12 protein-coding genes are annotated in these 12,910 nt (G+C 72.6%); 7 read left to right on the forward strand and 5 right to left on the reverse strand.

The genetic code is table 11. From position 1 onward, the window contains the following. On the forward strand, positions 1 to 774 hold the full coding sequence (locus ACF08M_RS09765) for an enoyl-CoA hydratase/isomerase family protein (RefSeq protein WP_392184682.1): 774 nt from the start codon (positions 1 to 3) through the stop codon (positions 772 to 774). A gap of 15 nt (positions 775 to 789) precedes the next feature. On the opposite strand, the gene ACF08M_RS09770 is transcribed toward ACF08M_RS09765, so the two are convergent. Then, on the reverse strand, positions 790 to 1,344 hold the full coding sequence (locus ACF08M_RS09770; protein ID WP_392184683.1) for a hypothetical protein: 555 nt from the start codon (positions 1,342 to 1,344) through the stop codon (positions 790 to 792). Between the two features lie 162 nt (positions 1,345 to 1,506). Here ACF08M_RS09770 and ACF08M_RS09775 point away from each other — a divergent pair, with 162 nt between their 5' ends. Then, a complete protein-coding gene (locus tag ACF08M_RS09775) occupies positions 1,507 to 2,205 on the forward strand; it encodes a hypothetical protein (protein ID WP_392184684.1) in 699 nt (232 codons plus the stop codon). Between the two features lie 76 nt (positions 2,206 to 2,281). Here ACF08M_RS09775 and ACF08M_RS09780 read toward each other — a convergent pair whose 3' ends face one another. After that, positions 2,282 to 4,717: a serine/threonine-protein kinase gene (locus tag ACF08M_RS09780; protein ID WP_392184812.1), complete on the reverse strand. Its 2,436-nt coding sequence runs from the start codon at positions 4,715 to 4,717 to the stop codon at positions 2,282 to 2,284. A gap of 169 nt (positions 4,718 to 4,886) precedes the next feature. Continuing rightward, the gene (locus ACF08M_RS09785; protein WP_392184685.1) at positions 4,887 to 5,759 is read right to left on the reverse strand and encodes a VOC family protein; all 873 of its coding nucleotides are present in this window, start codon (positions 5,757 to 5,759) and stop codon (positions 4,887 to 4,889) included. Positions 5,760 to 6,077: 318 nt separating this feature from the next. On the opposite strand from ACF08M_RS09785, the gene ACF08M_RS09790 reads away from it, so the two are divergent. Further along, on the forward strand, positions 6,078 to 6,725 hold the full coding sequence (locus tag ACF08M_RS09790; RefSeq protein WP_392184686.1) for a TetR family transcriptional regulator: 648 nt from the start codon (positions 6,078 to 6,080) through the stop codon (positions 6,723 to 6,725). A 317-nt stretch (positions 6,726 to 7,042) separates the two neighbouring features. On the opposite strand, the gene ACF08M_RS09795 is transcribed toward ACF08M_RS09790, so the two are convergent. Continuing rightward, complete coding sequence (locus tag ACF08M_RS09795) at positions 7,043 to 7,573, reverse strand: nitroreductase/quinone reductase family protein (RefSeq protein WP_392184687.1); 531 nt, start codon at positions 7,571 to 7,573, stop codon at positions 7,043 to 7,045. Continuing rightward, positions 7,573 to 8,790, reverse strand: a complete 1,218-nt coding sequence (locus ACF08M_RS09800) for an acyl-CoA dehydrogenase family protein (RefSeq protein WP_392184688.1) — start codon at positions 8,788 to 8,790, stop codon at positions 7,573 to 7,575. The genes ACF08M_RS09795 and ACF08M_RS09800 overlap by 1 nt, the downstream gene beginning before the upstream one ends. Positions 8,791 to 8,979: 189 nt before the next feature. On the opposite strand from ACF08M_RS09800, the gene ACF08M_RS09805 reads away from it, so the two are divergent. The 4 genes from ACF08M_RS09805 to ACF08M_RS09820 all read left to right on the forward strand — a co-directional run bounded on the left by ACF08M_RS09805 (position 8,980) and on the right by ACF08M_RS09820 (position 12,715). Further along, entirely contained in the window at positions 8,980 to 10,149 is a 1,170-nt protein-coding gene (locus tag ACF08M_RS09805) for an acetyl-CoA acetyltransferase (RefSeq protein ID WP_392184689.1), read from the forward strand. Between the two features lie 152 nt (positions 10,150 to 10,301). Then, positions 10,302 to 11,012 carry a pyridoxal 5'-phosphate synthase gene (locus tag ACF08M_RS09810; protein WP_392184690.1) on the forward strand — a complete coding sequence of 237 codons (711 nt, stop codon included), beginning with the start codon at positions 10,302 to 10,304 and terminating at the stop codon, positions 11,010 to 11,012. A 197-nt stretch (positions 11,013 to 11,209) separates the two neighbouring features. Next, on the forward strand, positions 11,210 to 12,121 hold the full coding sequence (gene htpX / locus ACF08M_RS09815; protein ID WP_392184691.1) for a zinc metalloprotease HtpX: 912 nt from the start codon (positions 11,210 to 11,212) through the stop codon (positions 12,119 to 12,121). Positions 12,122 to 12,130: 9 nt separating this feature from the next. Beyond that, on the forward strand, positions 12,131 to 12,715 hold the full coding sequence (locus ACF08M_RS09820) for a hypothetical protein (protein WP_392184692.1): 585 nt from the start codon (positions 12,131 to 12,133) through the stop codon (positions 12,713 to 12,715). Positions 12,716 to 12,910 lie beyond the last annotated feature (195 nt).

Here is a 12,910-nt window from a genome sequence, read left to right on the forward strand (position 1 = left end):
ATGACGCTGCGGACGGAGACGGATAAGGAGACCGGGGTCGCGCTCGTCACCCTCGACCGGCCCGAGCGGCTCAATGCGATCGACCTGGCGACGGCCGCCGAACTGGCCGCCGCCTGGCGGGCGTTCCGCTTCGACGACGGGGTGCGGGCCGTCGTCGTCACCGGAACGGGCGGCCGGGCCTTCTGTACGGGGATCGACCGGGACGTGGCGGTGCCGCAGCCCTCGTCCCCGTACACGATCGACGATCCACTGATCGCGATCGGGCCGAAGGCGAACGACCTGTGGAAGCCGGTGATCGCGGCCGTGGAGGGGATGGCCTGCGGCGGGGCGTTCTATCTGCTGGGCGAGGCGGAGTTCGTCATCGCGTCCGAGGAGGCGACGTTCTTCGACCCGCACACGACGTACGGCATGGTCAGCGCGTACGAGGCGATTTCCATGGCGCAGCGGATGCCGTTCGGGGAGGTGGCCCGGATGTCCCTGATGGGCACGGCCGAACGGGTCACGGCCCGGCGGGCGTACGAGACCGGGCTGGTCAGTGAGGTGACCGCGCCCGGCGGCGCGGTGGAGGCGGCGCTGCGGGCGGCGGCGGTGATCGCCTCGTACCCGACGGGGGGTGTGCAGGGGACGGTACGGGCGGTGTGGTCCGCGAAGGAGGCGGCCAGGGCGCAGGCCATGGCCCACGCCCCGCACCTGATCGCACTCGGGAACCTGCCGCCGGAGCGGCAGGCCGAGCTCTTCCGGGGGCGGGGCGTGGGCGCGTTCCGGACGCGCTGACGTCGGTGGCCAAGCTCAGTCGCTGAGCTCGGCCTCGACCCGGCACTCCTTCACCCGGGAGACCTTGCGCGGGCTGTCCATCCGCACGGAGACGGTCTTCGTCTCGCCACCCGTGACAGCCACGTTCGCCTCGCCGGTGTCGACGGTGGTGCCCCGCGCGTCGAGGAAGGCCACATCGACCTCGTAGGTGTGCGATCCGGCGGCGTTCGCCGTGAGCCTGACGGTGGAGGTGGTGACGGCCTTGCGCTTGCCCTTGCGGGGCTGGGCGCAGCGGAAGACATACGCCTGGGGCGCGTCCGAGGCGTCGGCGCTCGGGGTCGGCGTCTCGTAGCCGGTGCTGCCGGAGGAGCCGCTCGACGAGCCGTAGTCGTTGTCGTTGTTGTTGTTGTAGTTGTTACTGCCGTGGTAGCTGCCGTTGCTCTTCTCGGAGTTGGAGCAGCCGCCACCACTGCTGCTGCTCGACCCCCTGCTCTTGCCGCTCCGGCCGCCGTGGCTGGAGGTCGAGAAGCCGGTGAGTGCGAGTACCACCACGATCAGTACCGCGGAAAGCTTTATGTGCTGCCGCATCATCGATGCAGCCCCCCTTGTTTTCTTGTCCGTCTCTGCTGTTGTCGAACGACCGCGCGACACCGTAGCGCAGGGATGCGGCGGCCGGAGGCCCGGCGTAGCGTCGGTGACGGGAGCGGTATTGATCCGTGATGCAGGTCCGCGCACCCGCAGGAGGCCGATGTGATGATCCGTGACGTCCTCGGCTCGGGCCTCGCTGTCGCCGGAGCGGCGGCGGCCGTGCGGAGCCCCTTCCTTCACTGGTACGGCGGCCGTTTCGGGCGTCAGTACCGGATCGATGAACTGTTCACCGGTCTCACCGGCGCCCGGCCCGGCCCGCTGGGTTCCGGACCGCTGGGTTCCGGCCCGCTGGGTTCGGTGCTGCTCGCCTTCCTCTTCGCCGCTCTGCTGACGGTGGTCGGCGTGGCGCTGCGGTCGCGGCTGCTGGTGGCGGCCGCAGGTGTCGTGACGCTCGGGTTCACCGTGCTGTGGATGGTGCGCCAGGGGGAGGCCACGGGCAGTCTGACGGTCGCGGGCGACGGTTCCGGGCTGCAGTGGGGGGTGGTGTACGCGGCGGGCGGCGCGGTGCTGATGCTGCTGGGCGCAGTGGTGATGCCGGGGCGGCACGGTGGTGGGCAACCTGCCCGCGGGCACCATGACGAGCCGTACGCCGCGCCCGGTTCGGAGAACCCGGACAGGTGGCCGCCGACGCAGGAACCGGGGCCTTCCGTGCAGACGAGTCCGTTGCCGGAGCCCGAGCCGGACCCGTACGCGGGACCGCCTCCGGAGCGGGGGCCGGAAAGCCGGCCGGAGGACCGGGACACGACCCCGCACCCCGCCGTACCGGACGAGGGCCCCGGCCCGGAGCGGCCCCCGCACCACTGAGGCCCCGCGCCGCCGAGGCCCCCGTGCGTCGAGGGGCCCGTCCTCGGACGCCGGACGGGCCCGACGGGGCGAGGCACTACGTCCGGGGGCGGTTGCCCGTGCCCGTTCCCTTCAGCGCGTCCAGCGCGTACACGCAACGGTCCTTGCTGCACGCGTACACGACACCGCCCCGGGCCACCGGCGAGCCCGTGATCTCGCCGCCCGTCGCCAGCTTCCAGCGGAGTTGGCCACCCATCGCGTCCAGGGTGTAGAGGACGTGGTCGGCGGAGCCGAAATGGACCCGGCCGTCGGCGACCACCGGGCTTCCCACCACCTCGCCACCCGCCGCGAACCGCCACTTCGGGGTGCCGGTGACCGCGTCGAGCGTGTACAGCGCGCTGCCGCTGCCGACATGGACGTTCCCGGCCGCCACCAGGACCGGTTCGATCGACTGCCGGGCCTCCGTGGCGATGCGCCAGCGGTCCTTGCCGGTCGCGGCGTCGATCGCGTACACCGTGCCGAGGTAGTCGGCCAGGTACACGCCGCCGCCGGCGACGGCGGGCCCCGGCACGAATGCGGGCGGGGAGAGGAAGACCGCGGGCGACTCGAAGTGCCAGCGGACATGGCCGGAGGCGTTGTCGACGGCCAGGACCCGGGCTCCCGCGCTGACGTACACGCAACCGTCCGCCGCCGAGGTCACCCGGACCGGCACACCGCCGCAGGAGGCCGCGTCGCCGATGGGGTACGACCAGCGCTCGACGCCGGTGCGGGCGTCGACGGCACGCAGCCGGGCGTCCTGCCAGAGGTAGACGGTGCCGTCGTGGAGGACGGGCCCGTCCTCCGGCGTCTCGAAGTCGGTCTGTACGCCGCCGCTCTCCCACAGCTTCTCGCCCGTGGACGCCTCCCATGCCTGGACGCCGCCGCCCCGGGTTCCGGTGACGACGGTGCCGCGGTCGGCCTTGAGGGAGTACACCCAGGCGTCGGTCTGCAGCCGCCACCGCTCGGCGCCGGCCGCCGCGTCCAGGGCGTACAGCGACGGCCCGTCGGAGGCGTGGATGCGACCGTCCTCGACGGCCATCACCCAGGCCACGTCCCGGGTCTTGAACTGGCGCCGTCCATTGCCCACGTCCAGGGCATGGACCTCGAACGACGTGACGTAGAGGAGGTTCCCGGCGACGACGGGCGTCCCCCAGACGTCGTTGGACATCCGGAACCGCCAGGGCCGCCAACGGTCGGGGGCCGGAGGTGCGGCCTCGGGGGTGTGCACGGGGCCAGGCAGCGGGGCGGGCGGGGCGGCGGGCGGGGCGGCGGGGGCCGCGCCGTTCACCCCGACGGGCGGGCGCACCCAGCCGGTCGCGTGGCCGGCGTCCGCGGTGGCCGTGGCGGTGGCCCGGACGTCGTGGGCGCGCGGGCCGGGACCGATCGGCACCTTCGCCCCGGGCAGCCGCACCGGGCCGCCCCCGTCGGGCAGGTGCGCCGGCGCGGCGAGCGGCGGGCGCGGGGCCGCGTCGCTGCGCCAGGCGGTGTCCCGGCCGGTTCCGGGCGGCTGCTGGGGCGGTGGCGGCACCGGGACCGGTGCGGGTGCGAGCGCGGGCGCGGGTGCAGGGGCGGGTGCGGGTGCGGGCGCCGCGGCCCTGCGGCCTCCGCCGCGGCGCTGCTCGATCATCGCGGTCGCCGAGGTCGGCAGCCAGGCCGAGGCCGTGCCGCTGTCGTCGCCGCCGGAGGCGAAGAGGTGCGGGGCGAGCTGGGCCTGCAGATCGGCGGGGGTGGGCCGCAGCCCGGCGTCCGTCTGCATGCAGGACTCGATCAGCGGCCGCAGCTCGTCGGGCAGGCCCTCCAGGTCGGGCCCCTCACGCAGCAGCATGAAGACCGTCTCGACGGGGTTGACGCCGTGGAAGGGCGCGTGCCCGGTGGCGGCGAAGACCAGTGTCGAGCCGAGCGAGAAGACATCGCTGGCACCGGTGACGCTGCGCGAGTCCCGCGCCTGCTCGGGCGACATGTAGGCGGGCGTGCCGACGGCGACGTTCGTCATGGTCAGCCGGGTGTTGGAGACCCCGGACGCGATCCCGAAGTCGATCACCCGCGGGCCGTCCTCGACGACGAGCACATTCGACGGCTTCATGTCGCGGTGGACGAGGCCCGCGCCGTGGATCGACTGGAGCGCCTCGGCGATACCGGCGGCCAGCCAGCGCACCGCCTGGACCGGCATGGGCCCGCACTCATTCACTATCTCTTCGAGCGAGGGGGCGGGCACATAGGCGGTGGCCAGCCACGGCACGGCGGCCCGGGGGTCGGCGTCCACCACCGCGGCCGTGTAGAAGCCGCTGACGGCCCGGGCGGCCTCCACCTCACGCGTGAAGCGGACCCGGAACAGCTGGTCCTCGGCGAGCTCCGTACGGACCGTCTTGATCGCCACCCGTCGGCCCGAAGCCGAGCGGGCGAGATAGACCAGCCCCATGCCACCGGCCCCGAGCCGTCCCAGCACCTCGAACGGGCCGATCCGTCTCGGGTCGTGCTGCGTCAGCTGCTCCACCACTTGCCCTGCCACCTCCCCGTACGGGCCTCAGGAACAGAAGCCCGCGAAAACCCGCCCTGTACGGCGTCTCACCACTGGGCACTGGCACCACCCGGCGGTGCGCACCCCGATTGTTCCTGGCTGAGGCCCCGGTTGCGAACCCGGGGGCGGACCGGGGTGTCATAGCTCACTCTGTCCCCTTCCCGGACAGAGGGGGCTGAAGTACGGCGAACACGGCTCCCTGATCGTCCTGGAGGACCGCCGTCCGCCCGTACGGGATGTCGAAGGGCGGCGCGGAGATGCGGCCGCCGAGGCGTACGGCGTGCCCGGCGGTGGCGTTGCAGTCCTCGACCGCGAAGTAACTCAGGAAGTAGCTCGGCATCTCGGCCGGGAAGGCGTCGGTGATGACGCTGCGCCCGCCGATCGCGGTGTCCGGTCCCGGTTCAGTGCCCGCCGGGGACCACATGCGGAAGTCGGCACCGGACTCGGCCGCACCTGATTCGGCCGCACCGGCTTCGGAAGCGCCGGCTTCGGAAGCGCCGGAGGTATTCGAGGTGCCCGAGGTGCCCGAGGTGCTCAGATCGGTGCCCTGGAAGCCGAATACCTCCTCGTAGAAAGCATCGACGCGGTCCTTCTCCCGGGTGTAGACCTCGGTCCAGCAGAAGGAACCCGGTTCGTTCTGCTTCTGGAAGCCCTCGCGGTCACCGGCCTGCCAGAGCCCGAAGACCGCTCCCCCGGGGTCGGCCGCCTGGGCGAGCACTCCGGCCCGGCCGGCCCGGACCGGGTCGGTGATCACCTGGCCGCCCGCCGCCCTGATACGGGCGACGGACGCGACGATGTCGTCGGTGGCGAAGTAGACGCCCCAGGCCGTGGGCATCCGGCCGTCCTGCTTGGCCGCGAGTGCGGCGACGAGCTTCCCGTCACTGAAGGCGTCCGCGTACGGGCCGTCGCCGGCCCGGAAGGTCCAGCCGAACAGCTCACCGTAGAAACGCTTGCCCGCTTCGAGGTCGGGAAGCTGCACATCCACCCAGCACGGCGCGGATTGCGCGAATGCGGCCATGGGCCCGGGTCCTTCCGTCGCGGTCGTACGCGGTGGTTCATCGCGCGTGGCGGTGACGCTCGTCACAGCAAACGTAACCGGCAGTGGCGTGCACCGCGCCCCGAATCTTCCGCACCGAACTAACTTTCGACAGAGAAGTTCCCTGCTCACGGCATCACGGAAAGTTATCCACCGAAGTTATCCACAGGCTGTTGATAAGACTTATCGCCCTGTGGATCGCGTACGTCGATATCCGGCCACTCCCCCGCCCCGCCTGCGGCGCTCCCCATTTGCAGTCGGCCGAATCGCGCTCCGACCCCCCCTCGGTAAGCTGACGGCATGACAGGACAAGTACGCACCGTCGACGGCCGCGTGGCCGGTCGACGCGGACAGGCGACGCGGCAGAAGCTGCTCGATTGCCTCAGCGAGATGCTCAGTTCCTCGCCGTACCGGGACGTCAAGGTCATCGACGTCGCCCGGAAGGCGGGGACTTCACCCGCGACCTTCTACCAATACTTCCCCGACGTCGAAGGCGCCGTCCTCGAAATCGCCGAAGAAATGGCCAAGGAGGGGGCCGGGTTGACCGAACTGGTCGCAGGCCGCTCCTGGGTCGGCAAGGCCGGCTGGCAGACCGCCGAAGAACTCGTCGAGGGATTCCTCGACTTCTGGCGACATCACGACGCGATCCTGCGCGTGGTCGACCTCGGGGCGGCCGAGGGCGACAAACGGTTCTACAAGATCCGCATGAAAATCCTGAACTCGGTCACCAACTCCCTTACGGAATCGGTGAAGGAGCTCCAGGCCAAGGGCAAGGTCGACAAGGACGTGAGTGCCGCCGCGATGGCGGGTTCGCTGGTCGCGATGCTGGCCGCGGTCGCCTCGCACCAGAAGGGCTTTACGACCTGGGGCGTCAAGCAGGCCGAACTCAGGCCGAACCTCGCACTGTTGGTGCATCTGGGCATCACCGGCAAGAAGCCGACGAAGTAAGGCCGCACCGGGCCCCTTCCCCGCACTGGGCACCGCGCGGCCATTCCGGGCGCCCCAGGTCCTGTCTCGCCGACGGCGGACCACGCATGTGGTCCGCCGTCGGCGCACCCGAACCGTTCCGGGGGTCACCCCAACGGCCGCCCCCGGCCACGGTTTTCGCGCACCGCGCACCGCGCACCGTGCACCGGTTCGCGCGCACCGCGCGCCCGCACCGTCGGCCCGCGCCACCCGCACCACCCGCGCGCCCACACCGCCTGCCGCACCACCCGCGCGCCCGCACCGACTCCACGTGCCGTTCCCGCCCGGCGTCCGGCCCATCAGCCCGTGACGTCGTCCCGCCGCTCCAGCCTGAAGAGCCGGATCTCCCGCTCGACCCGCGCCTGGTACGCCGCGTAGGGCGGCCAGAACTTCAGCGCCGTCCGCCACACCGCCTCCCGCTCCGCGCCCGTCAGCAGCGTGGCGCGCACCGGAATGTCCCGGCCCTGCCAGTTGACGACGGCCTTGTCCGGACCGGCCAGCAGATTCGCGGTCCAGGCCGGGTGCCCCGTCCGGCCGAAGTTGCTGCCCACCAGGATCCAGCTCCGCTCCGTCCCGTTCCCCCTTCCTCCTCCCGCCCCGCTCTCCGCCCCGCTCTCCGGCATGCAGGCCAGCGGAGTGGTCCTGGGCCGACCGCTCCTCGCACCCGGCACCGTCAGGATCAGCCCGGGCAGCATCCGGGCGCTGAGCAGCACCTTGCCCCGTGTGAGCCGGTGCACCGTACGGTCCATGGCGGGCACGACATGCGGGGCGATCCTCGCGAACGTGCGGGTCGAGGAGACTTTCTGGATCAGCCGGACGCCGGGCGCCATCAGACCGCCACCCGCCCGGCAGGTCCCGGGGCGGCAGGTCCCGGGGCGGCGAAGAGCCCGGCCCGTTGCGCCGCGTGGTCGCGGAGCCGGTGGACGGGGCCGAAGAGCAGCTCGTCGGCGGCGGCCCGCTTGAAGTACAGATGCGCCTCGTGTTCCCAGGTGAAGCCGATGCCGCCGTGCAGCTGGACGGCCTCCGCGGCGGTGATCCGCAGCGCCTCCAGGGCCTGGGCGAGGGCGAGGCCCCCGGCGGTGGCCGGGTCCCAGGCCGCGTAGTACGTCGCGGAGCGGGCCGCCTGCACCCGTACGTACAGATCCGCGAGGCGGTGCTTCACGGCCTGGAAGGAGCCGATCGCCCGGCCGAACTGTTCGCGCGCCTTGACGTACTCGACGGTCCGCTCCAGAGCGCTCGCCGCCGCCCCCACCGCCTCCGCCGCGAGCAGGACGGCGGCCCCGCGTCCGGCCGAGGCGAGGGCGCCGGTCACGTCCGCGGTGTCGTCCGCGCCGAGGAGCTCGGCCTCGGTGTCACGGAGTTCCACGCGGGCCAGCGGGCGGGTCTCGTCCAGCGAGGTCCGGCGGGCGCGGACGAGATCCGCCGCCGTGTCCGGGCGGACCAGGAAGAGGAGCGTACGGCTGCGCGGGAAGCCGCCGGTGTGGGCCGCGACCAGGAGAAGCCCCGCGCTGTGCCCGTCGAGGACCTGGGCGGCCTCCCCGTACAGCCGCCAGCCCGCCCCGCCGCCGACCGGCCTCGCCTGGACACCGCCCGCCCGTCCGCCACCCGCCCAGGCGCCGCCGGTGGGGTCACCGGTGAGGCCGAGCGCGGTGGTGAGCGAGCCGCCGGGGACGGCCAGCGTCGCGGTCAGCCCGCCGGTGGCGAGGCGCGGCAGCAGGGCGGTGCGCTGGGCCTCGGTGCCGAGTGCGGCGATCAGGGGCGCGGCGAGCGCGGCGGTGGCGATCAGGGGCGACGGCAGCAGGGCGCGGCCGGTCTCCTCGCAGGCGACGGCGAGCTCGGCGAGGCCGCAGCCGACACCTCCGTACTCCTCCGGGAGTGCGAGCCCGGGCAGTCCGAGGTCCTGGGCGAGCTGCCGCCACAGGGCCGCGTCGTACCCGTCGGCGGTCCGTACGGCGCTCCGGACGTCGTCGGGGCCGCTGCGTTTGGCGAGCAGTTCGCGCACGGTGCGGCGGATCTCGTCCTGTTCCGCAGTGAAGGCGGCATCCATCGTCGGGCTCCTTCTCCTCAGGGACCTTCGGCCTCTGATCTGACGGCCCGTCATGCTAGGGGTGAATCTTCGAGATGCCCAGAGCCGCGCACCCGGGCAGCCACCCGTCGATCCACCCGAAGGTCCCGGGCCCCGAGCGCGGCGCACCGGGTGGTCCACTCCACACACATCTGATGTACCGTCAGATTCATGCCTTCTTCCCACCGCAAGGTCGCTGTCGTCGGCATATCCCTCGCCGACTGCGGACGCGTCGACGAGGCCACGCCGTACGCCCTGCACGCACAGGCCGCCCGCCGGGCACTGGCCGATTCGGGCCTGGACCGGTCCGTCATCGACGGCTTCGCCTCCGCCGGGCTCGGCACGCTCGCCCCGGTCGAGGTCGCCGAATATCTGGGGCTGAAGCCCACCTGGGTCGATTCCACCGCGGTCGGCGGCTCGACCTGGGAGGTGATGGCGGCCCATGCGGCGGACGCCGTCGCGGCGGGTCACGCCAATGCCGTACTGCTGGTGTACGGGTCGACGGCCCGGGCGGACATCAGGGCGGGCCGCCGGACGTCCAACCTCTCCTTCGGGGCGCGCGGGCCGCTCCAGTTCGAGGTGCCGTACGGCCACTCGCTGATCGCCAAGTACGCGATGGCCGCCCGCCGCCATATGCACGAGTACGGGACGACCCTGGAGCAGCTCGCCGAGGTGGCGGTCCAGGCGCGGGCGAACGCGGCGGCCAACCCGGACGCCATGTTCCGTGACCCGATCACCGTGGACGACGTGCTGTCGGGGCCGATGATCGCGGACCCGTTCACCAAGCTGCACTGCTGCATCCGCAGCGACGGCGGCTGCGCGGTGCTGCTGGCCGCCGAGGAGTACGTGCCGGACACGGCGAAGGAGCCGGTGTGGATCCTCGGTGCCGGTGAGCACGTCTCGCACTCCACGATGTCCGAGTGGGACGACTTCACGGTCTCCCCCGCGGCGGTCTCCGGCCGGCTGGCGTTCGAACGGGCCGGGGTGCGTCCGGCGGACATCGACCTCGCCGAGATCTACGACGCCTTCACCTACATGACGCTGGTGACGCTGGAGGACCTCGGATTCTGCGCGAAGGGCGAGGGCGGTGCGTTCGTGGAGAAGGGCCGGACCGGCCTGACGGGCGAGCTGCCGGTCAACACGGACGGCGGGGGCCTGTCCGCCTGCCACCCCGGGATGCGCGGGCTGTTCCTGCTGGTGGAGGCGGTACGGCAGCTGCGCGGCGAGGCGGGCGGGCGCCAGGTGCGCAGGCCCGGCGGCCGGCTGCCGGAGCTCGCGGTGGCATCGGGGACGGGCGGCTGGTTCTGCTCGTCGGGGACGGTGGTGCTGGGGCGGGGGTGAGAGCTCGGACGGGAGGGATGAGGCCCGGACGGGGGTGAGGGCTCGGACGGGAGGGATCAGGGCCCGGACGGGGGTGAAGGCGCGGACGGGGATGAGGGCCCGGACGGGAGGGGTGAGGGCCCGAGCGCGGGCCCATGCGCTGCAATGGGTCCATGAACGATGCACAGAGGACCGGAGTACCGGGGCCCGACGCAGCGGATACCGGTGCGCGGCAGAGCTTCCTGGACCTGCTCCACGCCCAGCGCGTCTGGGACGTGGACCTTCCCGCGTTCGACCCGGCCACCGCCCCCTCCACCCCGCTTCCCCTCTTCCACACCTGGTTCGCCGAGGCCGTGGCCGCCGGGCAGGCCGAGCCGCACACGATGTCGCTGGCCACCGTCGACGCCGAGGGCCGGCCCGATGTGCGGACGCTGATGCTGCACGACGCGGACGAGCGCGGCTGGCACTTCGCCACGCACCGCACCAGCGCGAAGGGCCGCCAGCTCGCCGCCCGCCCGCACGCCGCCCTCGGCTTCTACTGGCCGGTGCAGGGCCGGCAGGTACGGGTGCGGGGGCCGGTCACCGAGACGAGCCGGGCGGAGAGCCTGGCCGATCTGCACGCCCGTTCGACCGGAGCGCTGGCATCGGCGCTGACCGGTTCGCAGAGCGAGGTCCTCGGCTCGCGGGAGGAACTGGCCCGGACCGCCGACGCCGCCTGGGAACGGGCGCGGGCCGAGCCGGACGCGGAGGTCGCGAGCTGGACGCGGTACGTGGTCGAGCCGTCGGAGGTCGAGTTCTTCCAGGGCGACGCGGGGCGCAGGCACGTACGGCTGCGCTACCGCCGGGACGGCGCGGACTGGACGCGGGAGCTGCTCTGGCCGTAGAGCACGAGAACTGCTCCGGCCGCAGGACGCGGGAGCCGTTCCGGCGGCCGCAGGAGGGTCAGCGGGCGCAGGAGCCCGATATCAGCTGTTCCATCGGGTCCTATTCGGTTTCAACACGCCTTATTCGGTTTCAACGGTGAAGGGGCACTATGGGAGAGAGGTGGAGAGACAGGTCCTGTTGAGGGCTGGAGGCACCGATGAGCCGAACCCCTTCCCGCTACGCCGCGGACCGCGGTCTGACCACGCGCATGGTGACCACCATGTTCCTGATCGGTCTGCTGTACGTGGTCCTGGTCGGCGTGCTGCTCGCCGTACTGCGCGGCGCCTGGCCGATCATTCTGATCCTCGTCGGCGGCATGTTCATCGCGCAGTTCTGGTTCAGCGACCGCATCGCGGCCTTCAGCATGGGCGCCCGGGAGGTGACCCCCGAGGAGGCGCCGGAACTGCACGGCACGGTCGACCGGATCTGCGCACTGGCCGACATGCCCAAGCCCCGGGTGGCGATCGCCCAGAGCGACGTGCCGAACGCCTTCGCCACGGGCCGGGGCGAGAAGACCGCCCTCGTCTGCGCCACCACCGGTCTGCTCCGCAGGCTGGAACCGGAGGAGCTGGAAGGCGTGCTCGCGCACGAGATGTCGCATGTCGCGCACCGCGACGTGGCCGTCATGACGATCGCCTCGTTCCTCGGTGTGCTCGCCGGCGTGATCACGCGCGTCGCCCTGTGGGGCGGCCTCTCCCGCGGCAGCAGGAGCAATGACCCCGTAGGCATCGCGATCATGCTGATCCCCCTGGCCAGCGCGGTCGTGTACTGCCTCAGCTTCCTGCTCACCCGGCTGCTCTCGCGCTACCGCGAGCTCTCCGCCGACCGTGCCGCCGCCCTGCTCACGGGCCGCCCCTCGGCGCTCGCCTCCGCGCTCACGAAGGTGACCGGTCAGATGTCCCGCATCCCGACCGAGGACCTGCGCAAGGCGGAGCCGTACAACGCCTTCTACTTCGCCCCGGCGTTCTCCTCCAAGGAGAGTCTCAGCCGGCTGCTCTCCTCCCACCCGACCCTCGAACAGCGCCTCGACCAGCTGGCCCGCATCTCCGCCGATCTCGCCCGTCCGTAAGGAACGTCCATGGGCCTCCTCGACACCATCCTGGGCCGCAGCAAACCGGTCCGCCCCGACCTCGACCAGCTCTTCGCCGTGCCCTCCGCCGCCCTCACTCTCGAAGCGGGCGCCGGTTTCACCCCCACCGGCCTCGGCTCGGTCTGCTTCGCGGGCGTCGAGGGCGGCACCTTCGCCCGCATCCAGCAGGACGTACGCGAACTGCTGGACGCCGACACCGGCCGGGGCGGCATCCCGGTGGAGTTCAGCCAGGACACGTACGGCTACACCTGGCTGCTCACCCGTCGGCCGACCGAGGACACGGCCTCCCTGGTCAACGATCTGCACGCGGTCAACACCCTGCTCCAGGACGGCGGTTTCGGGCCGCAGCTGCTCTGCTCGCTGGTCGGGTTCCGGGACGAGCGGAACCGTCCGCTGGCCCTGGTCTACCTCTACAAGCGCGGCACGTTCTACCCTTTCGCCCCGCTGCCCGGCGGCGGCGAGAAGCGGGACAACCAGCTGGAGTTGCAGGTCAGGGCGGTACTCGGGGACGATCTACGGATGGAGAAGGATCTGGCCCGGTGGTTCCCGGTGTGGGGGGCGCCGGGGCTGTGACGCGGGCGGGCCGGTGGCAGCCCATGAAGACAGCGGCCACACGGCCGACACGTACATGGTTCCCGCACCGGGCCGCCCCAGAGCCTGTCGGGGGGGGGGGGGGGGGGGGGCCCGGGGGGGGGGGGGGGGGGGCCCCCCCCCCCGCGCCCCCCCCCGGCGCCGGCGCGGCGGCGCGGCGCCCCCCCGCCCCCCCGC

The organism is Streptomyces sp. NPDC015032 (assembly GCF_043080425.1).
In the GTDB taxonomy this organism is placed as follows: Bacteria; Actinomycetota; Actinomycetes; order Streptomycetales; family Streptomycetaceae; genus Streptomyces.